This window comes from Mycobacterium terramassiliense (assembly GCF_900157385.1).
GTDB lineage: Bacteria > Actinomycetota > Actinomycetes > Mycobacteriales > Mycobacteriaceae > Mycobacterium > Mycobacterium terramassiliense.
This window is the reverse complement of the sequence record NZ_LT717701.1, coordinates 2,379,809-2,405,246: the sequence shown is the minus strand read 5'-3', so window position 1 is coordinate 2,405,246 and position 25,438 is coordinate 2,379,809. Positions and strand designations below refer to the sequence as shown.

Genomic DNA, 25,438 nt, shown 5'->3' with positions numbered 1-25,438 from the left:
GCGCCTACCCGCGTGGTTTCTCTTCGGGCACTTCAGATTTCTGCACGGCTTCGGCCAGCGCCTTGAGCATCAGCTCCGCAACCGCCTGGTGGGCCTCGAAATTCCAGTGGATGCCGTCGGGGTTGCCGCGGCCACTCATCACCTGTTCGGCCACCGCGGCCTTCAGGTCCACCAGCGGAATGTCGTGTTGCTGCGCCCATTCGGTGATGGCCGCCACGGTCCCGGCCCGGCCGTGGTGGGCCTTGCCGTACGTCTCCGCGACGTGCACCGACGGCAGCGACGCGACGATCGGGATGCCGGGACGATTGAAATCGATTGCGGCACGCGTTTGTTCGAGGTATTCGGCGGTCAAATGCGGCGGCAGGGCCGGCCTCGCCACCGGCGAAAGCCTGGGCTGCAGCCAGCCGTAGCCGTCGCGGGCCCAGCGCCGCAGCCACGGTGGCCGCACATAGCGGATCAACTCGCGCAGCGCAGTCGGCAACACCGACGGCAGCGAATCCATGCCACCGGTCGCAAAGATCACCGCCCCCGCCCTGGGCAGCGCCGCCCAGGCCCGCGGGTCCTGGGTCGCGGCCCACCAGATGTCGCGGCTGGTCCAGCCGATGCGGCCGATCAGCTCGACATCCCAATCAAGTTGTGCGGCAACAATATTGGGCCAGATGCGCGGATCGTCGGCGGGCAGGCCCCCGGTCGGCCCGTAGTAGGACAGGGAGTCGGCGAACACCAGCAGGGTGGGACGGGACCCCCGCCGGGGGGAACGTTCAGAGGACATCGTTGGAAACCTGCGCCGAAGCGTTCCACACATCCAGGCGCCAGCGGATGGCGTCGAAATCGGCGCCGGCGCCCCAATCGTCGGAGTGACCCGACAGCTGCACCCAACTCGCGTTGCCCATGCCGCCCAGGATCGGCCAGTTGTCGACCGGGAGCCGCAGCAGCGCGGCCGACAGGGCGGCGATCAGCCCGCCGTGGGCGACCAGCACCACCGGCCGCTCCGGCTGGTTCGGGTCGCCCCACTCCGACTCGCCGGCTACCAGTTCGGCGATCAGCGGCAGGCTGCGGGCGGCCACATCGACCCTGCTTTCCCCCCCATGCGGCGCCCACCTCGCGTCCTCGCGCCAGGCCAGGCGCGCACCGGGGGCCTCCACATCGATCTGCGCGTGCGTCAGGCCCTGCCAGTCGCCGAGGTGGGTCTCGCGCAGCCGGTCGTCCACCCAGACCTTCAGCCCCGTCCGCTCCCCCAGCTTGACGGCCGTGTCGTACGCGCGCCGCAGGTCCGACGAGACGATCAGCAGCGGCTGCAGCTTGCCCAGCACCTCGGCGGCGGCCACCGCCTGCGCGCGGCCCAATTCACTGAGCTCGGTGTCCAGCTGGCCCTGCATCCGGCTGCCGAGATTGAAATCGGTCTGCCCGTGCCGCAACATGACCAGGCGTCTGATTCTCATCGCGCCCTCATTGCGCGCTCGCCGAGTCGGCCGGGTCGTCGGAGTCCTCGTCCCGCTCGTCCAGGTCCACCGGCACCACCGGGCAATCACCCCACAGGCGGTCCAGGGCGTAGAAGTTGCGGTCGTCCTGATGCTGGATGTGCACGACGATGTCGCGGTAGTCCAGCAGCGTCCAACGCCCCTCCCGGGCGCCCTCGCGCCGCGCGGGCCGGTAACCCGACCTGCGCATTTTCTCCTCGACCTCGTCGACAATCGCGTTGACCTGCCGCTCGTTGGACGCCGAGGCGATGACGAAGCAGTCCGTGATGACGAGCTGGCCCGAGACGTCGATGACCAGCACGTCGTCGGCAAGTTTCGAGGCGGCCGCGCGGGCGGCGACGCTCGCCATGTCGATCGCCTCCTGCGTGGCGCTCACGGGTTGTTCCCCGTGGCCAGGGTGGTTCGTTCGGCCCGGTACAGGCCGCGCTTGGAGACGTACTGCACGACGCCGTCGGGCATCAGGTACCACAGCGGGCGGCCCTGCTCGGCGCGTTGGCGGCAGTCGGTCGACGAGATCGCGAGCGCCGGGATCTCGACGAGGGTCAGCGCGTCCTCGGTCAGCTCGCCCAGCACGCCGGTGATGTGTTCGCGTCGCAGCTCATATCCGGGTCGGCTGACGCCGATGAAGCGCGCCAGCCCGAACAGCTCGTCCCAGCCCTGCCAGGACAGGATGCTTTCCAGCGCGTCGGCGCCGGTGATGAAGTACAGCCGCGATTCCGGGTTGAGGGCGTGCAGATCCCGCAGCGTGTCGCGGGTGTAGGTGGGCCCGCCGCGGTCGATGTCGACCCGGCTCACCGAGAAGCGGGGATTGGACGCGGTGGCGATCACCGTCATCAGGTAGCGGTCCTCGGCGGCGGAGACGTGCCGGCTCTTCTGCCACGGCTGGCCGCTGGGCACGAACACCACCTCATCGAGGTCGAACAGGTCGGCAACCTCACTGGCGGCAACCAGGTGGCCGTAATGGATGGGGTCGAACGTCCCGCCCATCACTCCCAACCTGCGAAGCTGCTTTTGCACGATGTGCCAGCTTACTTGAGCCGGCGATGGCGGCCGATTTCCCAGGCTCTGGTCACATCCGCCACACCAGCCCCGGCGTCGGGCGGCAAGTCGTCCGTCCGCCACCCAGCGACAAATGGCTGCCGAAGGCGCGGTGACGCAGGGCAATCCGCGGTTGTCGCGGTGAGGCGGACACAAAGGGCATCGGTGCCGACGCGGACGCGGGTGGCCGACGTGAAACGTGACGGCGCCCGCGCCCTCACACCGGCAGCAGCTGGTCGATCACCGCGGCCAGTTGCTTGGCGGACCGGCATTCGTGCATCGTGATGACCTCTTGGTAGCGCGGCACCGCCGAGTCGCCGCTGCCCCACAGGTGCTTGGGTTCGGGGTTGAGCCAGTGCGCGTGCCGGCTCGCGGTCACCATGTGGGCCAGTAGCTCGGTCTCCGGATTGCGGTAGTTGGTGCGGCCGTCGCCGAGCACCAGCAGCGAGGCGCGCGGCGACAGCACGTTGGGAAAAGCCTGCGCGAACGACGCGAACGCGTTGCCGTAGTCGGAGTGCCCGTCGCGGCTGTACACGCCCGCCTCGCGGGTGATCCGCTGGATCGCCACGGCCAGGTCGGCTTCGGGCCCGAACATGTGGGTCACCTCGTCGGTCGTGTCGATGAAGGCGAACACGCGGACCCGCGAGAACTGTTGGCGCAGCGCGTGCACCAGCAGCAGCGTGAAGTGGCTGAACCCGGCGACCGAACCCGACACGTCGCACAGCACCACCAATTCCGGCCGCGCCGGACGGGGTCTGGCCAGCACCACGTCGATCGGCACGCCGCCGGTGGACATCGACTTGCGCAGCGTCTTGCGCAGGTCGATCACCCCGGCGCGCGAACGTCGCCGGCGGGCGGCCAGCCGGGTCGCCAGGGTGCGGGCCAGCGGCGCCACCACCCGTTGCATCTGGCGCAGCTGTTCGCCCGAAGCGCGCAGGAACTCGACGTTCTCGGAAAGCTGTGGGATGCCGTACATCTGGACGTGGTCACGGCCGAGCTGCTCGGCGGTGCGGCGCTTGGTCTCCGCGTCGACCATCTTGCGCAGCTGCGTGATCCGCTGCGCGGCAAGGGCTTTGGCGATCTGCTCCTGGGTGGGGGTGGGCTCGTCACCGTATGGGGCGAGCAGGCCAGCCAGCAGCTTGCCCTCCAATTCGTCCAGCGCCATCGCCTTGAGCGCCTGATACGAGGAGAACGACGGGCCGCGGCTGGAACTGTATTTGCCGTAGGCCTCCACGATCCGCGCGACCATCGCCACCAGGCGCTCGTCCATGTCCGCGAGGTCGGGGTTCTCGTTGAGCAGGTCCAGCAGCATCTGGCGCATGGCTTCGACGTCGTCGGCCGGCAACGCTTCGCCGCCCGACTCCGCGTCGGCCGCATCGTCGGCGACCACCGCGCGCGCGCCCAGCGCCGCGGGGAACCACAGGTCGAACATGGCGTCGTAGGTGTCGCGGTGATCGGGGCGGCGCAGCACCGCGCAGGCGATGCCCTCGCGCAGCACCTCGCGATCGCTCAGGCCGAGGGTGGCCATCACCCGGCCGGCGTCCACGGTCTCCGAGGGTCCCACCGAAATACCCACGCCGCGAAGCGCTTCCACGAAGCCCACCAGGTGGCCCGGCAGGCCGTGCGGGGCGAGCGGCCGGGTGGGACGGGTGCGCCGAGCGGCCATCAGTTGAGCCTGAGCTCCCCGGCCGCGCGTTGCTGGTCGGACTGGTGTTTGAGGACCACACCGAGTGTCTGGGCGACCACCGCGTCGTCGATGGTGTCCAGGCCCAGCGCCAACAGCGTGCGGCCCCAGTCGATCGTCTCGGCGATGGAGGGCACCTTCTTCAATTGCATCCCGCGCAGCACGCCGATGATGCGCACCAACTCCTCGGCCAGGTGCGCGGGCAGCTCCGGGACGCGCGACAGCAGGATGCGCCGCTCCAGGTCGGGGCTCGGGAAGTCGATGTGCAGGAACAGGCAGCGGCGTTTGAGCGCCTCGGACAACTCGCGGGTGGCGTTGGAGGTCAGCACCACGAGCGGCGTCCGCTCGGCGGTGATGGTGCCCAGTTCGGGGACGGTCACCGCGAAGTCGGACAGCACCTCGAGCAGCAGGCCCTCGATCTCGATGTCGGCCTTGTCGGTCTCGTCGATCAGCAACACGGTCGGCTCGGTGCGCCGGATGGCGGTCAGCAGCGGACGCTGCAGCAGGAACTCCTCGCTGAACACGTCGTCCTTGGTCTGGTCCCAGTCACCTTGTCCGGCAGCGTTGCCGGTCTGAATACGAAGTATCTGCTTGGCGTGGTTCCACTCGTAGAGCGCGCGCGCCTCGTCGACGCCCTCGTAGCACTGCAGGCGCACCAGGCCCGAGCCGGTGGCCTGGGCCACCGCGCGGGCCAGCTCGGTCTTGCCGACGCCGGCGGGACCCTCCACCAGCAGCGGCTTGCCGAGCCGGTCGGCCAGGAACACGGCGGTCGCGGTGGCGGTGTCGGGCAGGTAACCGGTCTCGGCCAACCGCCGCGAGACGTCGTCGATGTCGGCGAACAACGGCGCCGGCCGGGCGGGCACACTCACAATCTCAGTTCTCCTAAAGCTTTCTCGGGGCGTCAGGCCGGGCGGGTCTGCCCGTCTCCCCACGCGATCCACTTGGTGGAGGTCATTTCCGGCAATCCCATCGGTCCGCGCGCATGCAGCTTCTGCGTGGAGATGCCGATCTCGGCGCCGAACCCGAACTGCTCGCCGTCGGTGAATGCCGTCGAAGCGTTGACCATCACCGCGGCCGCGTCGATTCCATCGGTAAAGCGTTGGGCCGCAGCCATGTTCGTGGTCACGATGGACTCGGTGTGTCCGGTGCCGTATTCGTTGATGTGGGCGATCGCCGCGTCTACGCCGTCGACCACCGCCACCGCGATGTCCATCGACAGGTATTCGCGGCGCAGGTCGGCCTCGTCTGCGTCCGCACCGAGCCCGCCGTGAACCGTCACCCCGGCGTGTTCCAGCGCGTCGATCAGCCTGGGCAAGGCGACGCCGGCGATCGCGGCGTCGACCAGCAGCGTCTCGGCCGCGTTGCAGACGCTGGGGCGCCGAGTCTTGGAGTTCAGCAGGATCCGTTCCGCCACGTCCAGGTCGGCGGCTTCGTGCACGTAGACGTGGCAGTTGCCGACGCCCGTCTCGATGGTGGGCACCTGGGCGTCGCGCACCACCGCGTCGATCAGGCTCGCTCCCCCGCGCGGGATCACCACGTCGACCAGGCCCCGGGCCTGGATCAGGTGGGTGACCGTGGATCGGTCGGCGGCCGACAGCAGCTGGACCGCGTCGGCGGGCAGGTCCTCGCTGATCAGCGATGCGCGCAGCACGTCGACCAAAGCCTGGTTGGATTTCGCCGCCGACGAACTGCCGCGCAGCAGCACCGCGTTGCCGGACTTCAGCGCCAAGCCGAAGGCGTCCACGGTGACGTTGGGCCGGCCCTCGTAGATCATGCCGACGACGCCGAGCGGGACCCGCTGCTGGCGCAGGTGCAGACCGTTGGGCAGGGTGTAGCCGCGCAGCACCTCCCCGACCGGGTCGGGCAGCCCCGCGACCTGTCGCAGACCCGCGGCGATTCCGTCGACGCGCGTGGGGTTCAGCGCCAACCGGTCGAGCATGGCCGCCGGGGTGCCGGCGGCCCGAGCGGCCTCGAGGTCCTCGGCGTTGGCCGCCAGGATGCGCTCCGTGTGGGCGACGACCGCGTCCGCGGCGGACTGCAATGCCGCATCCTTGGCGACCGTCGGCAACAGCGCCAGCGCGCGGGCGGCGACCCGGGCTCGGCGGGCGGCGTCGTGGACGTCCCGGCGCAAGTCAGGAAGCGATGGAGCTTGCAGACTCATTGAATCAGGGTATCGGGCCTTCGCCGACCAGGTCAGGCTGCCCCACGCCCAGCGCCGGATCCTACGGCTTAGCCCACCCGCTCGCCGCGGCGCGCCTGGCGCACCTTGCTTTGCCGCTCATCGAGGATGTGGCCGAAGTTCTGTAGTAGCAACGGTTCACGCATCACCAGGTGCTCGATGTGCTCCCGGTCGATCTCCATCGCCGTCACTTCCTCGAGGGCGTACGCGCTTGCCATGTTCGGCTGCCGAGTCAGCGCGGTCAGGCCGAGGAACGAGCCCTCGACCAGCGTGCTGATCGGCACGATCGAGCCGTCGTCGGCCATCGCGGTCAGTTGCACGCGCCCGGCGATCAGGAACGTCATCCCCCTGGGCACCTGACCGGCGTACTCCACCGTTTCGTCGGCGCCGTATCGGACCAGCTGCGCGCAGGAATGCAGCGAGCGCTGTTCGTCGGCGTTGAGCCGCAAGGCCGGCGCCACGACGGTCCGCAGCGCCTTCTCCACCCGTTCGGGAGTCGAGTAATCGTCGTCGCAGTTGTCCAGGTGCAGGCCCTCCCGCCGCGCCGCGTACCAGACCCAGCGCAGAAAGGTCGACTTCGCGGCGCCATCGTCCGCGGGTGAGCTCAGTCCGAAGGAGGTGCGGTATTCGCCGCCACCGGCGGGCACCGAACGGGGCACGCTGTCGGGCTTGAGCTGGGGCAGGCCCAGGGCGACGCGCGAGAGCATCGCGCAAACCCGGTCGGGCGGGTCGGCGGCGGCAAACGTCGTCGTGATAGCCAATTTGTGGGTGCCGGCGGGGCGGCTGAGGTTCGTGAACGCCGTCGTGGCCAGCACCGAGTTCGGGGTGACCCGCATCCCGCTGCCGGTGTCGATGTGCACCGCCCGCCAGTTCACCTCGACGACACGGCCCCGCGCCGTCCCGGTGTCCAGCCACTCATTGATCCGGAACGGCTGTTCGAACAGCATGAACAGGCCCGACACGATCTGCCCGACGGAGTTCTGCAACATCAGGCCGATGACCACCGAGGTGACGCCCAGCGCGGTGAACAGGCCGCCGACCCGGACTCCCCAGATGTAGGACAGCATCACGACCAGGCCCACGCCGATCAGCGCGAAGCGCGCGACGTCCAAGAAGATCGCGGGCATGCGGGCGCGCCAGCTCTCTTCGGGCGCGCCCTCGAACACCGTGGCGTTGAGCCCCGACAGCATGAGCACCAGCACCAGAAAGCCGAACACCGTGGTCAGCAGCCGGACGGGGACGTCCCCTGCCGGGACCTGCGAGGCCTTGACGAGCAGCAGCAACAGCGCGACGAGCGGCAGCAGGTAGTTGCGCAACAGGCCCACCTGCCGGGCCAGGCGGCTATTCCGGCGGATGAGCGAGTGGTGCAACTCCGTGAGGAAGATCAGCCCGAGCGGGAACCCGATCGCGATGCCGATCGCCCAGTAGAACCACGAGGAGTTCCACAGATGCATCATCGCTCCGACAACCGGTACATCGCCTGCTCCGTCCCGCCGACCGAGATCGTGCCGGCGGGCGTGAACTGCCGCACGTCGCGCATCGCCTCGTACACCGGGGCGCTGACGTAGATGCCGGGTTGCGGTGCGCCCCTGTGCATTTGGTAGGCCAGGCTCACCGCGGCACCCCACATGTCGTAGACCAGACTCGACCGGCCCACCAGCCCGCTGATGACGTTGCCGGTGTTGATGCCGACCCGCAGGCCCAGCTCGTGACCGGTCTGATGGTTGAACCGATCGATGATGCGGCGCATCTCGACGGCGAAGTCGACGGTCCGGTGAATGCTGTCCAATCGCGGCGTGATCACCCCGCAGGTCGCGAGGTAACCGTTGTGGAACGTGCGGATGCGTTCGACGCCAAGGGTTTCTGCCGCCGAATCGAACTGCCGGAAAAGATCGTCGACGATCCCCACCAGTTCGTCGCCCGTGAGATCGTTCGAAAGCTCGTCCAGCCCGGCGATGTCGGCAAAGATGATCGCGACGTCCTGATGCTTCTGCGCGATGGTCGCCTCGCCCTCGCGGTACCGCTGCACGAGCGACTCCGGCATCAGCGCCAGCAGCAGGCGATTGTTCTCGTTGCGCTGCTCGTTGAGCAACTCTTCCTTGATCGCGAGATTGCGGCTCATCTCATTGAAAGCCGCCGTGAGATCGCCGATCTCGTCGCGGGCCATCACCGGAATGTTGATGTCGTAGTCACCGGAGCTGATCTTCCGCGCGCCCTCCTCGAGGCGCCGGACGGGGCGCATGGCCGCCTGGGCGATGAGCATCGAGGCCACGCAGATGACGAACACCAGCGCGGTGACCGCGATCACCAGCGTCTTGCTGAACCTGCCCAGCCGCGCAAACGCGTCGGAGTCGTCGCGCGTCGCCAGGATCGACCAGTGCAGGTTGGAGTTGGGGATGTCGAGTGGGGCATAGGCTTCCAATTCCTTATTGCCCAGGTAATCGGTGGCGCTGACGGTGCCGGTCTCCCCGCGTTGAGCGGCGCGAAAACCCGCAGTGTCGACCGGTTGTACCAGCGTCGTGCCACCCAATTGGATCGCCTTTTCGACGACGTCGGGCGCAGTTCCGGCGGATATGGCGTCGCGGCGGTATTCCTGCGGGTCTTCCAGAAATTCGCGTGAATCGGAACGCATCAGGCCGTCGGGGCCGGCCAGATATGTCTCGGTCGCAGAACCCATGCCGGCGGCCTGCCAGTGTTTGTTGGCGGTCATGATGTTGTTGATCTTGGCGATCGGCACCGGCAAGGCCATGACGCCATCCACCTTGCCGTTCATGCCGACCGGCGAGACCACCCACGCCGTGGGCGCGTCGAGCGCCGGCTGATATGGCTGGAAGTCGGTGATCCAGACGAATTCCACGTCGTTGGAGCGCAGCGCCTTCTGGTAGGCGTCCTTCAAATTCGATTCCCGATACGGCCCGTTGAGGATGTTGGTCCCGAGGTCGGGCCCCTTCCTGACGGAGTAGACGATGTTGCCCTGCAGGTCCAGCAGCAGCGCGTCGCGATAGTCGAAGCGGGTGACGATATTGCGCATGTAGAAATCGAAGCGGGCGTTGGCCGCCGACCATGCGCTGCCGTCGCCGGCGTCCTCGACGGGCAGCGAGTCGGGGGTCGGCCGCGGCGGCGCGGTGTAGTAGGCCTGCAGGTATTTCTGCGCCGGGGAACTCGGCAGGACCGCGTTCAGATCGATGAGGTCGCCGGTCGCCTTCTTGATCGGCGCGATCATCTGGTTGTCGTAGTAGTTGACCAGCGCCTGCTCTTGAGCGGGGTTGATCGTCGCGTTGCCCAGTTGGTTCAGGCCCGCGGTGAGCGCCGCGGTGGCCTCGTTGATGCTGAATCCGCCGCTGTAGACGATCAGGGAATTCGTCACCTCCCGAAACAGCGACTGAATCTGTCTCTTCTGCGACTCGCGCAGCTCGATCAATCGCTCGGACTCGACCTGCCGCAAGGCGTTGCGGCCGGATATGGCCCCGATGAGCCCGATCACCCCCACGCCGAGGATGCCCGACATCAGCATCGCGACCAGGATCTTGGACTGGATGCCGAAACGAAAACGGTGCCACACCAGCGGCCGGCGCGTGCCTCTGCGCGGCTTTTCGGCCGAGTCGGATTCCGGGGTGGTTTCCGAGGCGATTTCAGTCGTATTTGCCCCGTCCGTTTTAGTGCCCGCTTCGGCGCCCTTGAGCTGGGTCGATGTCAATGGCCTTTCCCTCCCTGTGACGGGATGCAGCACCGATCACGCTGCAGACTAGCGCGCACACATCACGATATTGGGGATTGCCGAAAAAGGATCAGCCTCAATGTGCCGAGCATGGCCATTGTCGGTGTCCCAATTCGACCCGACTAACGTCGGCGCCATGGCACGGGTCTGCGTGGTCGGCAGCGTGAACTTGGACCTGACCTTCGACGTCGATGCCCTTCCCCGCCCCGGCGAGACGGTGCTGGCGTCGTCGCTGACCTCGGCGCCCGGCGGCAAGGGCGGCAACCAGGCCGTGGCGGCGGCGCGCGCCGGGGCGCGCGCCCAGTTCGTTGGCGCCGTCGGCGACGACGCGGCCGCCGAACGCCTGCAGGCGCACCTGCGGTCCAACGGCGTGGGCCTCGACGGGATGGTCACCGTGCCGGGGCCAAGCGGTACGGCGGTCATCGTGGTCGACGCCAACGGCGAAAACACCATCGCGGTCGCGCCGGGCGCCAATGGGCGGCTGACGCTGGCCGGCGCCGGCGCGCGCGAGGTGATCGGCGACTGCGATGTGCTGTTGACGCAGTTGGAAATTCCGGTGCCGACGGTGGTGGCGGCGGCGCAGGAAGCCCGCTCGGCGGAGGCGGCCGTCATCGTCAACGCCTCCCCCGCCGGCCGGCTCGGCAGCGGCTTGGCCGAACTGGCGGCCGCCGCGGACGTGGTGATCGCCAACGAGGCCGAAGCCGAACGATGGCCATGGCGGCCAACCCATTTGGTGGTCACCCTCGGCGCGCGCGGCGCCCGCTACAGCGGCGCCGACGGCGAGTTCACCGTGCCCGCGCCGGCGGTCAAGGCCGTGGACACCGCCGGCGCCGGCGACGTGTTCGCCGGCGTGCTGGCCGCCAACTGGCCGCGCGACCCGAGCGCAAATCCGGCTGCCCGGGCCGAGCGGCTGACAGCGCTGCGGCGCGCCTGCGCCGCGGGCGCGCTGGCCACCCTGGTGCCCGGCGCCGGCGACTGCGCGCCGCGCGCCGACGCGATCGACGCCGCTCTGCGGGAAGCCTTTCGGTGACCGAGAGCGGTGATGTAACCTCGCTGGCGATGACGGCGGTCATGGGAATTCGCATGCCAGCGACAGCCGCTGCCGACATGGCCCTGGTGCTCTTCGCCATCTTCGGAGTGCTCGGATTCGGCTGGCGCAGCTGGCTGCAGTACCGGCGCACCGGCTCCACCGGCTTTCGCGGCATCAGAACCGGCGGCCCGGTGGAGCGCCTCGCCGGCGTCGGCTTCGTGGTCGCGCTGGCGGTGGCGGTGAGCGCCCCAATTCTGCAGGAGGCCAGGGTGGTTGGCCCGCTGCGGATGCTCAACGAGGTCTGCATCCAAACCGTCGGCATCGTGGCGGCCACGGCGGGCATCGCGGCGACGGTGTACGCGCAGCTCGAGATGGGCGATTCTTGGCGGATCGGGGTCGACACCACGGAGACCACCACGCTGGTGCACACCGGCATGTTCGGCCGGATCCGCAACCCGATCTACGGCGCGATGTTCCTTTTCGGGATCGGCATCGTCCTGGTGACGCCGAACGTCGTTGCCCTCGCGGGCCTTATCTTGCTCGTTGCCACGATCGAGCTGCAGGTCCGTCGGGTCGAGGAGCCGTACCTGTTGCGCACGCACGGCGACGCCTATCGCGCCTACGCGGCCAGCGTGGGCCGGTTCGTCCCCGGGGTCGGGCTCATCCGCTAACGCGATGAGCGGCCCGGCCCGACGTTTTCGATACCCGATCGCCCCATCCGTCACTTACATCACCATGCGGTGGGTAGGTCTTTGTGCCCGCTGACCTGCGGTTGGCACGGGTTGGCAGCGTCTGGCGTCGATCTGGCAGCGGTTGACGAGCAGCCTCGGTGGCGATCGCTGTCAGCCATCGAGAAAGGAAAATCATGTCCGTTACGACGATTGACCGCACCCGAACTCGGGACGGGTTGCTTCGACTTGCCATGCGGGCCGACGCCGCCATCAGCGGACTGGTTGGCCTGGCCGGCATCCCGCTGGCGGGCCGGCTCGCCGAACTGTCGGGCACCACGAAGGCGTTCGAGGACGGAATGGGCGTCTTCTTGATCGCCTACGGCGTGGTCGTTTTCGGACTGGCCACCAGGCCGTCGGTGCGACGCGCCGGCATGGGCGTCATTGCCGCCAATCTCCTGTACACGGCGGGCGCCGTCGTTTTCGTGCTCGCGGATGTCTTTCCGTTGACGTCGGCCGGCGTCGCGCTGAACTTGGCGGCCGGCGTCGGCACGCTGCTGTTCGCCGAACTGCAATACCAGGGCTGGCGTCGCGCGAGGGCCTGCGCCTAACGCCCGGCTCGCGCTAGTCCTCGGGGACTTCGCGCTGGATCTCGTCGAGCCAGATGCGCGCGGACATGTCCGACGGGGCGCGCCAATCCCCGCGTGGGGACAACGCGCCGCCATGCGACACCTTGGGCCCGTTGGGCAACGCGGACCGCTTGAACTGACTGAACGAGTAGAACCGCTGCACGAACACCCCCAGCCAGTGCCGAATCTCCTTGAGCGAGTATGACGGTCGCTTGTCCTCGGGGAATCCCGGCGGCCAATTGCCCTGCTCGGGGTCGCTCCACGCGTGCCACGACAGGAACGCGATCTTCGACGGCCGGAACCCGAACCGCAGCACGTGGAACAGCGAAAAGTCCTGCAGGGCAAACGGTCCGACCTTGGCCTCGCTGCTCTGCAGTTCCTCCTCCTCGCCACTGGGAACAAGCTCCGGGGTGATCTCGGTGTCCACCACCGACTGCAGCACATCGGTCACGTCGGATTCGAATTGCCCCGACGAGATCACCCAGCGGATCAGGTGCTGGATCAGCGTCTTGGGGACGCCGCCGTTGACGTTGTAGTGCGACATCTGGTCGCCGACACCGTAGGTGGACCAGCCCAGCCCCAGCTCGGAAAGGTCGCCGGTGCCCAGCACGATCCCGCCGCGCTGGTTGGCCAGCCGGAACAGGTAATCGGTGCGCAGGCCGGCCTGGACGTTCTCGAAGGTGACGTCGTAAACCTTCTCGCCGCGGGAAAACGGATGGTCGATCTCCTTGAGCATCAGCTTGGCGGTCTCGGTGATGTCGATCTCGGAGAAGGTGACCCCGAGCGCGCGACACAGCTCGATCGCGTTGCGCTTGGTGCGATCCCCCGTCGCGAAGCCGGGCAACGTGAACGCCAGGATGTCGCTGCGCGGCCGCTCTTCGCGGTCCATCGCCCGCGCGGCGACGATCAGCGCGTGCGTCGAGTCCAGGCCGCCCGAAATTCCGATGACGATCTTCGGGAAGTCCAGCGCGCGCAGCCGCTGCTCGAGCCCCGCCACCTGGATGTTGTACGCCTCGTAGCAATCCTGTTCCAGGCGCTGCGGGTCGGCCGGCACGAACGGGAAGCGCTCGATCTCGCGGCGCAGCCCGATGTCGCCCCCCGGCGGGTCGACGCGGAACTCGATGCGCCGGAACGACTCCGCCGACGCCCGGTGGTGGCGCCGGTTGTCGTCGAAGGTGCCCATCCGCAGCCGTTCGGAGCGCAGCAGATCCGTGTCGACATCGGCGACGCTGCGGCGTTCCCCTCTGGGGAAGCGCTCGGATGAGGCCAGCAGGACGCCGTTCTCCCAGATCATGGTCTGCCCGTCCCACGCCAGGTCGGTCGTCGACTCGCCCTCCCCCGCGGCGGCATAGACGTAGGCGGCCAGGCACCGCGACGACGCCGAGCGGGCCAGCAGGCAACGGTCCTCGGCGCGGCCGATCGTGATCGGGCTGCCGGACAGGTTTGCCAGCACCGTCGCCCCCGCCAGCGCGGCCTCGGCGCTGGGCGGGATCGGCACGAACATGTCCTCACAGATTTCGACGTGCAACACGAAGTCGGGAAGATCCGTGGCGGCGAACAGCAGATCGGGACCGAACGGCGCCTCGACGTCGCCGATGCGGATGCTGCCGCGCTCGTCGTCCCCGGGCGCGATTTGGCGGCGTTCGTAGAACTCCCGGTAGGTGGGCAGGTACGACTTGGGCGCCACACCGAGCACGGAACCGCGGTGGATCACCACCGCGGCGTTGTAGATGCGATGCCGGTGGCGCAGCGGGGCGCCGACGACCAACACCGGCAGCAGATCGGCCGACGCCGCGACGATGTCCTCGATGGCGGCTTCGACGTCGTCGAGCAACACGTCCTGCAGCACGATGTCCTCGATGGAGTACCCGGACAGCGTCAGCTCCGGGAACACGGCCACGGCGACGCCGTCGTCGTGGCAGTCGCGCGCCAACCGCAGGACGGACTCGGCGTTGGCCGCCGGATCGCCGATCGTGGTGTGGTGTGTGCACGCGGCGACCCGGACAAAGCCCTGGCTGTAGCTGTTGTAAAAATCCATCGCACCCCCATTGTCGCCCGAGCGGTGTCAACCCGTGCCCCTCGGGTATCCCCAACGGTATGAGCGATACCGCTGTCGTAGTGGTCGACATGATGAACACGTATCAGCATCCCGACGCTGAAGAACTCATACCCAATGTCGAGAAGATCATGGACCCGCTCGCCGATCTGGTCCGCCGCGCGCGTCAGGCCGGCGGCGTCGACCTCGTCTATGTCAACGACAACTACGGCGATTTCACGGCCCAGTTCTCCGACATCGTCGGATCCGCGCTCAACGGGGCGCGGCCCGATCTGGTCAAGCCGATCGTGCCGTCGGAGGGCTGCCGGGTCATGACGAAGGTTCGGCACAGCGCCTTCTACGCGACGGCGCTGGCCTATCTGCTCGGTCGCCTGGAAACCAAGCGGTTGATACTCACCGGCCAGGTCACCGAGCAGTGCATCCTCTACACCGCGCTGGACGCCTACGTGCGCCACTTCCCCGTCGTGATCCCCAGCGACGCCGTTGCCCACATCGACGCGGACCTGGGCAGGGCGGCGCTGAAGATGATGGAGCAGAACATGTCCGCGGAGCTCACCACCGCGGCCGACTGCCTGGGTTAACCGGACCCGGCGCGAGGGTGCGCAAAATGCCAGGCTTCGCGGCGTGTCGGTGTGCAAACACGCACCCTCGCGCGGGGAAACGGGGTCGGTACCCTCGAGGCGTGGACGCCCCCGAACTTGTCGCGCTGCTGGCCGGCCGCCGGGTCGCGGTGCTGACCGGCGCCGGGATGTCCACCGACTCCGGCATCCCCGACTACCGCGGCCCCGATTCGCCGCCGAGCAATCCCATGACGATCCGCCAGTTCACGTCGGATCCTGCCTTCCGGCAACGGTATTGGGCGCGCAATCACGTCGGCTGGCGGCACATGCACGACACCGCGCCCAACGCCGGGCACCGCGCGCTGGCCGCGCTGGAGCGCGCCTCGGTGGTGACCGGCGTGATCACCCAGAACGTCGACCTGCTACACACCAAGGCCGGCAGCCGAAACGTGATCAACCTGCACGGCACCTACGCGCAGGTGGTGTGCCTGGGCTGCGGCCACACCCTGAGCCGCAGCGCGCTCGCCGACCAACTCGAGGCGCTCAACCCGGGGTTTATCGAGCGCGCCGAGGCGGTCGGTGGCCTGGCGGTGGCCCCCGACGCCGACGCCGCCGTTTCCGACACCGCATCATTTCGCTACCGCGACTGCCCGCGCTGCGGTGGGATGCTCAAACCGGACATCGTCTACTTCGGCGAGAGCGTTCCCAAAGACGTTGTGGCCGAGGCGTTCGCACTCATCGATCGGTCCGAGGCGCTGCTGGTCGCCGGCTCGTCGCTGACCGTGTTCTCCGGCTACCGATTCGTGCGCCACGCCGCCGCGCGGGGCATCCCGGTCGCGATCGTCAACCGGGGGCCGACCCGCGGCGACGAACTGGCCACCGTGAAGGTCGACGGCGGGTGCTCGGAGTTGCTGGCGCTGCTCCTCGACGAGTTGGCGCCGTTGCCCGCCCGCTAGAACGTGCAGGGCATGCTGCGGATGGCGTGGATGAAGTTGCCCGCCAGGTAAGTCGGCTCGCCCGCCTCGATGTCCGGCAGCCGGGCGAGCAGCTCGCCGAAGATGGCGCGCAGCTGGGCGCGGGCCACGTGCGCGCCGAGGCAAAAGTGCACCCCGCCGCCGCCCATGCCCACGTGCGGATTGGGACTGCGGCTCAGGTCGAAACGCTCCGGATTCTCGAACGCTTCGGAGTCCCAGTTGCCGGACGAGTAGAACATCACCACCTTCTCGCCCGCCCGGATCTGCTGGCCACCCAGCTCGAAATCCGTTGCGGCGGTGCGACGGAAGGTCATCACGGGCGTGGCCCAACGGACGAACTCCTCGACCGCCGTGCCGATCCGGTTGTCGAAGTCCTCGAGCAGCCACGCTCGCTGCTCGGGGAAGTCGGTGAGCGCCTTCATCGCGTGGCTGATGGTCTGCCGGGTGGTGTCGTTCCCGGCCACCGACAGCAACACGAAGAACGCCGCCACGTCCGCGTCGGTCAGCCGATCGCCGTCCACCTCGGCGTTCACCAGGCTGCTGAACAGGTCGTCGCCGGGCCGTTCGCGGCGCTCTGCGGCCAAGGCGCCGGCGACCTGGTGCAGGTACATCTGGCTCTCGAACAGGATCTCCATCGGGTGGCGCCCACCGAGGTAGCCCGGGTCGGCCCACGACACCATGGCGTCCGTCGCGTGCGCCACCTGCTCGCGTTCGGATTCCGGAATCCCCACCATGTCCGACAGCGTGCGGATGGGCAGCTCCTTGGCGCACAGGTCAACAAAATCGGCACCGCTGCCCGCGGCCCGAAGCTCTTCGACGATGGTCTTGGCGTTCGCCTGGATCGAGTCCTCGATGCGCCGGACCTGCCGGGGGGTAAACGCGGCGTGGGCGACCTTGCGCAGCGTGGTGTGCCGCGGCGGGTCCATCGCCAGGAACGACTGCGACGCCTCCAGCAGCTCCAGCGGGATGTTCTCGAACATCACCCCCTTGCCGGACAAGAACACCTCGTTGTTGCGGCTGACCGCGACGATGTCGGATCGGCGGGTGACGGCCCAGTAGCCGGGGTCGTCGGGATCGGACATCAGGGCGTCTTCGACCGGGGGGTGCCAGCTCACCGGGCGCTTGGCGCGCAGCACGGCGAACGAACGTTCCCGCTCCGCCGCGGTCATGGACCAAAACGCGCGCGACGACAGGTCGATCGCGTCGTAGGCACGGGAACCGCCAGACCTGCCCGCCGTCACCGTCATCGTTGCTCCTCCTCGGTTATGACCCCGATCACACGTCGCAACCGACAATATGCCTAGACATAGTGTCTAGTCAATGTGTCAGGCACTCGGTTATACTGGGCAAATGCCGTCGGTCACCCGAAAAGCGCAGGTCAGTCGCGAACAGGGGCGCCAGCAGCGGCGGGAGCAACTCGAGCGCCGCTTGCTGGAGGCCACCGAGCGGCTGATGCGCGACGGCGCCAGCTTCACCGAGCTCAGCGTCGACCGGCTCTCGGGTGAGGCGGGCATCTCGCGGGCCAGCTTTTACATCTACTTCGAGGACAAGGGCCACCTGCTGCGCCGCCTCGCGGGCCAGGTGTTCGCCGACCTCGCCGATAGGGCGAACCGCTGGTGGAGCGTGGCGTGGCGGCACGACCCCGCGGACGTCCGCGCCGCGACGGCGGGCCTCGTCGCCGGCTACCGGCGTCATCAACCGGTGCTCGTCGCGCTCAACGAGATGGCCGGCTACGACCCGGTGGTCGGAGCGACCTATCAGAACCTGCTGACCGCCATCACCGGGCGGGTGGCCCGCGTCATCGAGGACGGCCAGGCCGACGGCTCCATCCGCCCGGAACTGCCCGCGACCGCTACCGCCAGCGCACTGACCTGGATGGTCGAGCGGGCTTGCCACCAGAATCTTCCGACCGCTCCGGACTCCTACGATGCGGAGCTGGCCGAGGCGTTGGCCCAAATCATCTGGGGCTCGCTGTATCTCGAGGCGATGCCGCCGGCCTGAGTTTCCCGGGACCGGCCGTTTGTCCGCGACGGCGTGACCGCCGTGCCGAGTGCCCTGTGACCAATCCAATAGTTAGGGCGCTAATTATTAGCGTACGGTATAAATGTGACCGCACCGACCGCACCCGCCGTCGACCCGCTCGCCCTCGAACAACAGGTCTGTTTCGCGCTGAGCATCACCAACCGCGCCGTTTTGGCGGTCTACCGGCCGCTGTTGGAGCCGCTGGGGCTGACTCATCCCCAGTACTTGGTGATGCTGACGCTCTGGGATCATCACAAGACACCAGGGGGCAGGCAGAAACCGCTGTCGGTCAAGGAGATCGCCGCCACGTTGCAGATGGATTCGGCCACGCTGTCACCCATGCTCAAGCGCCTGGAGGCGCTCGGGCTCGTCACCCGTACCCGCAACGCCGTCGACGAGCGCTCGACCGACGTCAAGCTCACCGCCGGCGGCACCGCCCTGCGCCGGCGTGCGCTGCAGATCCCGCCGGCCGTGGTCGCACGACTGGGCGTCGACATGGACGAACTGCGGCACCTGCACCAGGTGCTCACCCGGATCAACGGGGCCGCCCTGGCGGCCGGCGCCTTGCAGACCTGAACCCCTAGGAGTCACTGTGAACAAAGCCAAGACCAGCGCCAAACCCAACCCCTGGCAGTACGTCGCCTACTCGTACGGGCGGCAGCTACCCGACTCGATGCGCGACTGGGTCGCCAACGATCTGGCGGGCAAAGGCGCCGTGCGCCGGCACATGATCCGGTGGGCCATCCCACCGCTGTTCGTTCTCGCACCCTTCTGGCTGCTGCCCGCGTCGCTGTACGTGCATACCGAAATGACGGTGCCGCTCTACATCTGGGCCCTGCTGATTTCGCTTGCGCTGAACAAGGTCTGGCGCCGCCACCGGCTGGCGCAGCATGGCCTCAACCCGAACCTGGTCGACGTCCTCAAAAACAAGAAGCAGGCCAAGATGCACGAGGACTACGCCCGCCGTTACGGACCGCGTCCCGAATCGGCCGCGTGGCAGGACAACAGCAACCCGTTCACTTAGTCGGCTACACCGCGACCAGGTCGTCGGCGTGCACCGCGGGGCGGCGCAGCTCGCCGGGCAGGTCGGACGTCGACCGGCCCATCATGGTGGCCAGCTCGGCGGCGTCGTAGGCAACCACCCCGCGCGCCACGAGGGTCGCGTCGGGTGCGCGCAGTTCGACCACGTCGCCGGCGTAGAACCGCCCCGAGACCGTGGTGATGCCCGCGGCCAGCAGCGAGCGGCGTTGCCGCAGCACGGCGCGCACCGCCCCCTCGTCCAGGGTCAGCGAACCGGCCGCCTCGGCGGCGTAACGCACCCAGAATCGGCGGGCCGACATCCGATCCGGCCGCGGGGCGAACACCGTCCCGGTTGAGGCGTCGGTGAGCGCGGCCGCCGCGTCGACCGCGGCGGCCAGCAACACCGGGACGCCGGCGTCGGCGGCCAGCAGCGCCGAGGACATCTTCGACGCCATGCCGCCGGTGCCCAGGTCGCTGCCCGGGCCGGCGACCACCCCGTCCAGATCCGCCGAGCCGGACACCTCGGGAATGAACTTAGCGCCCCGCGCCTTTCGCGGATCCGCGTCGTAGAGCCCGTCGATGTCGGACAGCAGCACCAACGCCTCGGCCCCGACCAGGTGGGCCACCAGCGCCGAGAGCCGGTCGTTGTCGCCGAACCGGATCTCGTTGGTAGCGACCGTGTCGTTTTCGTTGACGATCGCCACCGCGTGCAGCGCGCGCAGCCGGTCCAGGGTGCGCTGGGCGTTGGTGTGCGAGGCCCGCACCGAGATGTCGTGCGCGGTGAGCAGCACCTGCCCGACGGTGCGTCCGTAGCGGGCGAACGCCGCGCTCCACGCGTTCACCAGCGCGACCTGTCCGACGCTGGCCGCGGCCTGCTTGGTCGCCAGATCCTTTGGGCGGCGGGATAATCCGAGCGGCTCGATCCCGGCGGCGATGGCGCCCGACGACACGATGACAACGTCGGTGCCCGCCTTCATCCGGGCCTCGATCGCGTCGGCCAGCCCGGCCAGCCGCCCGGCGTCGAACACCCCGGACGGGGTGGTCAGCGCGTTCGTCCCCACCTTGACCACGAGGCTGCGCGCGGTGCGGATGGCGTCGCGATGGGCGCTCACGAGGTTTTACCGTCCTCGGCATCGCGTTGGCGGCGCTGGCGGCGTGCGGCCTTGCGCTCGGCGGCGCCGGCGCGTTCGGTGCGTTCCAGCCGCTCATCGGTGCCCCGGCCCGACAACGCGACGTGCTGCCCCGCTGGGGTTTGTGGCTCCCAGTCGAACGTCATCTCCCCGATGGTCACGGCGCAACCCGGCCGCGCCCCCAGCCGCAGCAGTTCCTCCTCGACACCGAGGCGCGCCAGGCGATCGGCCAGATAGCCCACCGCTTCGTCGTTGTCGAAGTTGGTCTGGCCCACCCAGCGCTCGGGCCGCGCGCCGGTGACCACGAAGCCGCCGTCGGCGTCCGGCTCGACGGTGAAGCCGCTGTCGTCGACCGGCACCGGGCGAATGACCGGGCGCCGCGGTACGACCTGCGGCCGCGCGGCGTTGTACTCCGAAATCATTTTCCACAGCCCAAAGATCAAGGGCTGCAAGCCCTCCCGCGCGACGGTCGACACCAGAAACACGGGCCAGCCGCGTTCGGCGATCTCGTCGCGGACGAATTCGGCGAGCTCGCGGGCCTCGGGCACGTCGATCTTGTTGAGCACCACCGCCCGGGGCCGCTCGGCGAGGTCGCCCAGCGCCACGTCCCCTTGCAGCGTCGGCGTGTACGCGGCGAGCTCGGCTTCCAGCGCGTCGATGTCGGAGATGGGGTCGCGACCGGGTTCGGCCGTGGCGCAGTCGACGACGTGCACCAGCACGGCGCACCGCTCGATGTGCCGCAGGAACTCCAGGCCCAAGCCGCGGCCCTGCGATGCGCCCGGGATCAGACCCGGCACATCGGCGATCGTGAAGGTGTGCTCCCCCGCCGATACCACGCCCAAATTGGGCACCAGCGTCGTGAACGGGTAGTCGGCGACCTTCGGTTTGGCCGCCGAGATCGCCGACACCAGCGAGGATTTGCCGGCCGAGGGGAACCCGATCAGCCCCACGTCGGCTACGGTCTTGAGCTCCAGCGTCAGGTCACGGGACTGGCCCGGCTCGCCGAGCAGCGCGAAGCCCGGGGCCTTGCGGGCGCGCGATGCCAGCGCGGCGTTGCCCAGGCCGCCGCGGCCGCCGGCGGCCGCCTCGAACCGCGTCCCCGCGCCCACCAAATCGGCGAGCAGCCGGCCGTTTACGTCCAGCACCACGGTGCCGTCGGGGACCTTGACTTCCAGGTCCGAGCCGGCGGCGCCGTCGCGGTTGTTGCCCATCCCCTGCTTGCCCGAGGGCGCGGTGATGTGCGGATGGAAATGGAAGTCCAGCAGGGTGTGCACCTGCGGATCGACAACCAGGACAACGCTGCCGCCGCGGCCGCCGTTGCCCCCGTCGGGGCCGCCGAGCGGCTTGAATTTCTCGCGGTGAACCGACGCGCAGCCGTTACCGCCGGAACCCGCCCGAGCGTGGATGACGACGCGATCGACAAACCGAGGCATCGAGGGTCCTCTCAACTACCGCGGGCGAGATGCGGGCCGCGCATCGGGCCCCGGCAAAGACGCCTACTCGGCGGTCTGCCCGGCCGCGACGATGCTGACGGTCTTGCGTCCGCGCTTGACCCCGAACTCGACGGCCCCGGATTCCTTGGCGAACAGGGTGTCGTCGCCGCCGCGGCCGACGCCGGTGCCCGGGTGGAATTTGGTGCCGCGCTGGCGGATCAGGATTTCGCCGGCCTTGACGACCTGGCCGCCGAACCGCTTCACGCCCAGCCGCTGCGCGGCGGAGTCGCGGCCGTTGCGCGAGCTGGAAGCGCCCTTCTTGTGTGCCATGTCTATCGCCTTCGCTACTTGATGCCCGTGACCTTCAGGACCGTCAGCTGCTGACGGTGGCCCTGACGCTTGTGGTAGCCGGTCTTGTTCTTGAACTTGTGGATGCGGATCTTGGGGCCCTTGGTGTGCTCGAGCACCTCACCGGTCACCGCAACCTTGGCCAGCGCGGCCGCGTCGCTGGTGACCTTGGCGCCGTCGACGACGAGGGCCACCGGCAGCGTCACGTTCGCGCCCGGCTCGGAGTCCAGCTTCTCGACCTTGACCACGTCTCCGACGGCGACTTTGTACTGCTTGCCGCCGGTCTTGACGATTGCGTAGGTCGCCATCGTTGCTCCTGCCTCTTTCTGCTAGCCGCGCGCGTGCCACCGGCCTGTGCGTGGTGGGTCTGGGGTGCGGGGTCGCCCCCCGGTGGAAACCGGAGCCCGGCGGTCCCGCCCGCCGCCGGCCACAGTCTGGCCTGACGACAACTGTCCAAGGGTACTTGACCAGCGGCTACAGGGTCAAACCGGCCTCAAAGGCCCCCCGGGTTGGCGCAGGTCAGTCCACGTGGATCGGTGGGCCGGCCGGCCGGCCCGCGGCACGGCGGCGGCGCGGACGTCCGGCCGTGAACGCGCCGTTGCCGCCGGGTGCGGTGTCGTCGTCGGAATCCTCGTCGTCCAGGTCGTCTTCGTCGTCGTCCAGGTCAAGGTCCTCGTCGTCGCCGAGGTCCTCGTCGTCGAGGTCGTCGTCGGAGTCGAACTCGTCCTCGTCATCGCTGTCGTCGTCGTTGTCGTTGTCGTTGTCCTCGAAGTCATCGGTGTCGGCGTCGTCCAGGTCGGCGCCGCCCCGCTCTTCGGGCTCCTCGTCGACCGTGGCGGTGAGCAACTCACCGGACCCGTCGGACTCCTCCTCGCCCTGCTCATCCTGGCCGCCCGCCCCGGACGCGCCGGCGGCCATCGCCTTGAACATCGGGTGTTCGCCGGGAGCGTGTGCGGGCACCTTGGCCACGGTGGGCTGGTCGGAGGCCTCTTCGGCCCCCTTCTTCTTCGAGCGCCTGCCGCGGCGACCGCCGGACTCGGATTTGCGGCCGTTCGACGGGGCGGAATCGACCGGGTCGCCGTGCAGCAGGATGCCGCGGCCGCCGCAGTTCGGGCACGACGACGAGAACGCCTCGATCAGCCCGGTGCCCAACCGCTTGCGGGTCAGCTGGACCAGGCCCAGGGACGTCACCTCGGACACCTGATGGCGGGTGCGGTCACGGGACAGCGCCTCGGTCAGCCGCCGCAGCACCAGGTCGCGGTTGGACTCCAGCACCATGTCGATGAAGTCGATGACCACGATGCCGCCGATGTCGCGCAGCCGCAGCTGGCGCACGATCTCCTCGGCCGCCTCGAGGTTGTTCTTGGTGACGGTCTGTTCGAGGTTCCCGCCGGATCCGGTGAACTTTCCGGTGTTGACGTCGACCACCGTCATGGCCTCGGTGCGGTCGATCACCAGCGTGCCGCCCGACGGCAGCCACACCTTGCGCTCCATCGCCTTGGCGAGCTGCTCGTCGATGCGGTGCACCGCGAACACGTCCGGGCCGCTCGCCTCGTCCGGCCCGGAGGCGGGCTCGTATTTGGTCAGCTTCGAAACCAGCTCTGGCGCAACCGAATTCACGTACTCGTTGATCGTGTTCCAGGCCTCGTCACCGGAGACGATGAGGCCGGCAAAGTCCTCGTTGAACAGGTCGCGGATGACCTTGACCAACACGTCCGGCTCTTCGTAGAGCGAGACCGCGGCGCCCGCGGCCTTCGCCTTGGTCTCGGTCGCCTTGGCCTCGATCTGCTGCCAGCGCTCCTGCAGGCGGGTGACGTCCTTGCGGATGTCGTCCTCTTTGACCCCCTCGGACGCGGTGCGGATGATCACCCCGGCGTCGGACGGCACCACCTCGCGCAGGATCTCCTTGAGCCGCTGGCGTTCGGTGTCGGGCAGCTTGCGGCTGATCCCGGTCGACGACGCGCCGGGCACATACACCAGGTAGCGACCGGCCAGCGACACCTGCGTGGTGAGCCTGGCGCCCTTATGCCCCACCGGGTCCTTGCTGACCTGGACGACGACATAGTCGCCGGGCTTGAGGGCCTGTTCGATCTTGCGGTCGGACCCGCCCAATCCGGCGGCTTCCCAGTTCACTTCGCCGGCGTACAGCACGCCGTTACGGCCGCGACCGATGTCGACGAACGCCGCCTCCATCGAGGGCAGCACGTTCTGCACGATGCCCAGGTAGATGTTGCCCACCAGGGAGGCGGAAGCCGCGGAGGTCACGAAATGCTCGACGAGGATGCCGTCCTCGAGCACCGCGATCTGGGTGTAGCGCGCCCCCGGGTGCGGCGGCTCGGTGCGGACCCGGTCGCGCACGACCATCATCCGTTCGACGGCCTCCCGGCGCGCCAGGAACTCGGCCTCGGTCAGCACGGGTGGGCGGCGCCGGCCGGCGTCGCGCCCGTCGCGCCGGCGTTGCCGCTTGGCTTCCAGCCGGGTGGAGCCGTCGATGCCCTTGATCTCGGCGTTGGAGCTGCCGCCGTTCTCGCCGTTCTTGCCGGCGCGTGGCGGCCGCTCGTGCACCACGGTGTTGGGCGGGTCGTCGGGCGACAGGCCCTCGTCGTTGTCGTCGCCGGCTTCGGACTTGCGCCGCCGGCGCCGGCGGCGGCGCCGGGTGGCCGCGTCCGCGGAACCATCGTCGTCGTCGCTGTCGGAGTCGTCAGAGTCGTCGGAGTCGGCGTCGTCGTCGGTGTCGTCGTCACCGTCGGATCCGCCCTGTTCGCCGCGCCCGCGGCCGCGCCCCCGCCTGCCGCGGCGCCGCCGCCTGTTGGCCGTTCGATCGGGTTGATCCTCGTCGTCGTCGTCGGTTTCGTCGGAATCACCGGCGTCGTCGGCGTCACCGCCGCCGCCGAGCTCCACCGGCTGCGGGGCCTGGAAGAGCGGCAGGTATTCGGCCGGCTCGGTCGAGGTCCGCAGCAGCAGTGGTTGCTGTTTGGCCGCCGCGTGGCTGAAGCCCGGGATGTTGGGCAGCGGCTTGGCGAAAATCAGGTCACGGACCCGGAGGGCGTCCTCGCGGTCGACGCCCGAATGTACGTTGCATGCCCGCCCGTCGAGCGCGGTGAGCGCCTCGAGCACCTCTCTGTTGGTGCTGCCCAGCGCCCGGGCCAGCTGATGCACCCTCAGGCGATCGGGCAGGTCCTCGTGCTGAACCGGGTCCCGCGGTGGGTTCGAAGGTGGCGCACTGTCTACCACGTATTCTCCTTAAGCCCCCGGGCGCGTCGCTTCGACGCGGCCACGCGAGGGCTTCACTATGGGCCCGGGTCGCTTCTCCCAGGCTTGTGATGGTCTTGCCCCGAGCGGCTCGGGTGGAACTCGCTCGGCGCCGTGCTGAATGTCGGCCTGACATGCGGCGCAACATCACGGCAGTGGCGATGGTCGCGCTTGTCTAAGTCTTCATTCGGGTGTCCGAAACCGGTCCGGCGACGT

24 protein-coding genes are annotated in these 25,438 nt (G+C 68.8%); 8 read left to right on the top strand and 16 right to left on the bottom strand.

The window, feature by feature from the left end; translation table 11 throughout:
• Positions 1-4: 4 nt before the first annotated feature.
• The 9 genes from octT to MTAB308_RS26035 form a co-directional block, all read right to left on the bottom strand.
• Entirely contained in the window at positions 5-772 is a 768-nt protein-coding gene (octT, locus tag MTAB308_RS26075; RefSeq protein ID WP_077103467.1) for a diglucosylglycerate octanoyltransferase, read from the bottom strand.
• Positions 762-1,442 carry a glucosyl-3-phosphoglycerate phosphatase gene (gpgP, locus tag MTAB308_RS26070; protein WP_077103465.1) on the bottom strand — a complete coding sequence of 227 codons (681 nt, stop codon included), beginning with the start codon at positions 1,440-1,442 and terminating at the stop codon, positions 762-764. The genes octT and gpgP overlap by 11 nt, the downstream gene beginning before the upstream one ends.
• Positions 1,443-1,449: 7 nt before the next feature.
• Positions 1,450-1,857 (bottom strand): ribosome silencing factor, encoded by a 408-nt coding sequence (gene rsfS, locus MTAB308_RS26065; RefSeq protein WP_077103463.1) that lies wholly within the window; start codon positions 1,855-1,857, stop codon positions 1,450-1,452.
• Positions 1,854-2,498, bottom strand: coding sequence for a nicotinate-nucleotide adenylyltransferase (gene nadD, locus MTAB308_RS26060; RefSeq protein WP_077103461.1), 645 nt, complete (start codon positions 2,496-2,498; stop codon positions 1,854-1,856). Before nadD ends, rsfS begins: the two co-directional genes overlap by 4 nt.
• Before the next feature lie 238 nt (positions 2,499-2,736).
• Positions 2,737-4,185, bottom strand: coding sequence for a vWA domain-containing protein (locus MTAB308_RS26055; RefSeq protein ID WP_077103459.1), 1,449 nt, complete (start codon positions 4,183-4,185; stop codon positions 2,737-2,739).
• On the bottom strand, positions 4,185-5,072 hold the full coding sequence (locus tag MTAB308_RS26050) for an AAA family ATPase (RefSeq protein WP_077103457.1): 888 nt from the start codon (positions 5,070-5,072) through the stop codon (positions 4,185-4,187). The genes MTAB308_RS26055 and MTAB308_RS26050 overlap by 1 nt, the downstream gene beginning before the upstream one ends.
• A 32-nt stretch (positions 5,073-5,104) precedes the next feature.
• On the bottom strand, positions 5,105-6,364 hold the full coding sequence (locus MTAB308_RS26045; protein WP_077103455.1) for a glutamate-5-semialdehyde dehydrogenase: 1,260 nt from the start codon (positions 6,362-6,364) through the stop codon (positions 5,105-5,107).
• A gap of 68 nt (positions 6,365-6,432) precedes the next feature.
• Complete coding sequence (locus MTAB308_RS26040; RefSeq protein ID WP_077104811.1) at positions 6,433-7,836, bottom strand: mechanosensitive ion channel domain-containing protein; 1,404 nt, start codon at positions 7,834-7,836, stop codon at positions 6,433-6,435.
• Positions 7,836-10,013 (bottom strand): adenylate/guanylate cyclase domain-containing protein, encoded by a 2,178-nt coding sequence (locus MTAB308_RS26035; RefSeq protein ID WP_077104813.1) that lies wholly within the window; start codon positions 10,011-10,013, stop codon positions 7,836-7,838. Before MTAB308_RS26035 ends, MTAB308_RS26040 begins: the two co-directional genes overlap by 1 nt.
• Positions 10,014-10,236: 223 nt before the next feature.
• Here MTAB308_RS26035 and MTAB308_RS26030 point away from each other — a divergent pair, with 223 nt between their 5' ends.
• From MTAB308_RS26030 to MTAB308_RS26020, 3 genes are all read left to right on the top strand, one after another.
• Entirely contained in the window at positions 10,237-11,130 is an 894-nt protein-coding gene (locus MTAB308_RS26030; RefSeq protein ID WP_077104809.1) for a ribokinase, read from the top strand.
• 53 nt (positions 11,131-11,183) lie between these two features.
• Positions 11,184-11,801 carry a methyltransferase family protein gene (locus MTAB308_RS26025; protein ID WP_077104807.1) on the top strand — a complete coding sequence of 206 codons (618 nt, stop codon included), beginning with the start codon at positions 11,184-11,186 and terminating at the stop codon, positions 11,799-11,801.
• A 194-nt stretch (positions 11,802-11,995) separates the two neighbouring features.
• Positions 11,996-12,409, top strand: a complete 414-nt coding sequence (locus MTAB308_RS26020) for a hypothetical protein (RefSeq protein ID WP_077103453.1) — start codon at positions 11,996-11,998, stop codon at positions 12,407-12,409.
• A 13-nt stretch (positions 12,410-12,422) separates the two neighbouring features.
• Here MTAB308_RS26020 and MTAB308_RS26015 read toward each other — a convergent pair whose 3' ends face one another.
• Complete coding sequence (locus MTAB308_RS26015) at positions 12,423-14,465, bottom strand: NAD(+) synthase (protein WP_077103450.1); 2,043 nt, start codon at positions 14,463-14,465, stop codon at positions 12,423-12,425.
• A gap of 59 nt (positions 14,466-14,524) precedes the next feature.
• Here MTAB308_RS26015 and MTAB308_RS26010 point away from each other — a divergent pair, with 59 nt between their 5' ends.
• Both MTAB308_RS26010 and MTAB308_RS26005 read left to right on the top strand, forming a co-directional pair.
• Positions 14,525-15,064 (top strand): cysteine hydrolase family protein, encoded by a 540-nt coding sequence (locus MTAB308_RS26010; RefSeq protein ID WP_077103448.1) that lies wholly within the window; start codon positions 14,525-14,527, stop codon positions 15,062-15,064.
• A gap of 101 nt (positions 15,065-15,165) precedes the next feature.
• A complete protein-coding gene (locus MTAB308_RS26005) occupies positions 15,166-15,999 on the top strand; it encodes an NAD-dependent protein deacetylase (protein ID WP_077103446.1) in 834 nt (277 codons plus the stop codon).
• On the opposite strand, the gene MTAB308_RS26000 is transcribed toward MTAB308_RS26005, so the two are convergent.
• Complete coding sequence (locus MTAB308_RS26000) at positions 15,996-17,264, bottom strand: cytochrome P450 (RefSeq protein WP_077103444.1); 1,269 nt, start codon at positions 17,262-17,264, stop codon at positions 15,996-15,998. The genes MTAB308_RS26005 and MTAB308_RS26000 overlap by 4 nt on opposite strands.
• 103 nt (positions 17,265-17,367) lie before the next feature.
• Between MTAB308_RS26000 and MTAB308_RS25995 the strand changes: the two genes are divergently transcribed.
• From MTAB308_RS25995 to MTAB308_RS25985, 3 genes are all read left to right on the top strand, one after another.
• Positions 17,368-18,018, top strand: a complete 651-nt coding sequence (locus MTAB308_RS25995; RefSeq protein WP_077103442.1) for a TetR/AcrR family transcriptional regulator — start codon at positions 17,368-17,370, stop codon at positions 18,016-18,018.
• Positions 18,019-18,123: 105 nt separating this feature from the next.
• Positions 18,124-18,615, top strand: a complete 492-nt coding sequence (locus tag MTAB308_RS25990) for a MarR family winged helix-turn-helix transcriptional regulator (RefSeq protein WP_077103440.1) — start codon at positions 18,124-18,126, stop codon at positions 18,613-18,615.
• A gap of 16 nt (positions 18,616-18,631) precedes the next feature.
• Positions 18,632-19,063: a DUF5313 domain-containing protein gene (locus MTAB308_RS25985; protein WP_077103438.1), complete on the top strand. Its 432-nt coding sequence runs from the start codon at positions 18,632-18,634 to the stop codon at positions 19,061-19,063.
• 4 nt (positions 19,064-19,067) lie between these two features.
• Here the strand turns inward: MTAB308_RS25985 and proB are convergent, their stop codons facing one another.
• The 5 genes from proB to rne all read right to left on the bottom strand — a co-directional run bounded on the left by proB (position 19,068) and on the right by rne (position 25,204).
• Positions 19,068-20,171, bottom strand: coding sequence for a glutamate 5-kinase (gene proB, locus MTAB308_RS25980; protein ID WP_077103436.1), 1,104 nt, complete (start codon positions 20,169-20,171; stop codon positions 19,068-19,070).
• The gene (gene obgE / locus MTAB308_RS25975; RefSeq protein WP_077103434.1) at positions 20,168-21,622 is read right to left on the bottom strand and encodes a GTPase ObgE; all 1,455 of its coding nucleotides are present in this window, start codon (positions 21,620-21,622) and stop codon (positions 20,168-20,170) included. Before obgE ends, proB begins: the two co-directional genes overlap by 4 nt.
• Positions 21,623-21,685: 63 nt before the next feature.
• Positions 21,686-21,952 carry a 50S ribosomal protein L27 gene (gene rpmA, locus MTAB308_RS25970; RefSeq protein WP_077103432.1) on the bottom strand — a complete coding sequence of 89 codons (267 nt, stop codon included), beginning with the start codon at positions 21,950-21,952 and terminating at the stop codon, positions 21,686-21,688.
• Positions 21,953-21,966: 14 nt separating this feature from the next.
• Positions 21,967-22,278, bottom strand: coding sequence for a 50S ribosomal protein L21 (rplU, locus tag MTAB308_RS25965; RefSeq protein WP_067158787.1), 312 nt, complete (start codon positions 22,276-22,278; stop codon positions 21,967-21,969).
• A 211-nt stretch (positions 22,279-22,489) separates the two neighbouring features.
• Positions 22,490-25,204: a ribonuclease E gene (rne, locus tag MTAB308_RS25960; protein ID WP_077103430.1), complete on the bottom strand. Its 2,715-nt coding sequence runs from the start codon at positions 25,202-25,204 to the stop codon at positions 22,490-22,492.
• Between the last annotated feature and the right edge of the window lie 234 nt (positions 25,205-25,438).

Excerpts from the sequence above, each read along its gene's own strand:
- rpmA (WP_077103432.1), bottom strand. The coding sequence starts at position 21,952 with ATGGCACACAAGAAGGGCGCTTCCAGCTCGCGCAACGGCCGCGACTCC.
- MTAB308_RS26000 (WP_077103444.1), bottom strand. The coding sequence starts at position 17,264 with ATGACGGTGACGGCGGGCAGGTCTGGCGGTTCCCGTGCCTACGACGCG.
- rplU (WP_067158787.1), bottom strand. The coding sequence starts at position 22,278 with ATGGCGACCTACGCAATCGTCAAGACCGGCGGCAAGCAGTACAAAGTC.
- MTAB308_RS26030 (WP_077104809.1), top strand. The coding sequence starts at position 10,237 with ATGGCACGGGTCTGCGTGGTCGGCAGCGTGAACTTGGACCTGACCTTC.
- octT (WP_077103467.1), bottom strand. The coding sequence starts at position 772 with ATGTCCTCTGAACGTTCCCCCCGGCGGGGGTCCCGTCCCACCCTGCTG.
- gpgP (WP_077103465.1), bottom strand. The coding sequence starts at position 1,442 with ATGAGAATCAGACGCCTGGTCATGTTGCGGCACGGGCAGACCGATTTC.
- MTAB308_RS26045 (WP_077103455.1), bottom strand. The coding sequence starts at position 6,364 with ATGAGTCTGCAAGCTCCATCGCTTCCTGACTTGCGCCGGGACGTCCAC.
- MTAB308_RS25995 (WP_077103442.1), top strand. The coding sequence starts at position 17,368 with ATGCCGTCGGTCACCCGAAAAGCGCAGGTCAGTCGCGAACAGGGGCGC.
- MTAB308_RS26010 (WP_077103448.1), top strand. The coding sequence starts at position 14,525 with ATGAGCGATACCGCTGTCGTAGTGGTCGACATGATGAACACGTATCAG.
- MTAB308_RS26055 (WP_077103459.1), bottom strand. The coding sequence starts at position 4,185 with ATGGCCGCTCGGCGCACCCGTCCCACCCGGCCGCTCGCCCCGCACGGC.
- MTAB308_RS26040 (WP_077104811.1), bottom strand. The coding sequence starts at position 7,836 with ATGCATCTGTGGAACTCCTCGTGGTTCTACTGGGCGATCGGCATCGCG.
- MTAB308_RS26025 (WP_077104807.1), top strand. The coding sequence starts at position 11,184 with ATGCCAGCGACAGCCGCTGCCGACATGGCCCTGGTGCTCTTCGCCATC.
- MTAB308_RS26015 (WP_077103450.1), bottom strand. The coding sequence starts at position 14,465 with ATGGATTTTTACAACAGCTACAGCCAGGGCTTTGTCCGGGTCGCCGCG.
- MTAB308_RS26020 (WP_077103453.1), top strand. The coding sequence starts at position 11,996 with ATGTCCGTTACGACGATTGACCGCACCCGAACTCGGGACGGGTTGCTT.
- obgE (WP_077103434.1), bottom strand. The coding sequence starts at position 21,622 with ATGCCTCGGTTTGTCGATCGCGTCGTCATCCACGCTCGGGCGGGTTCC.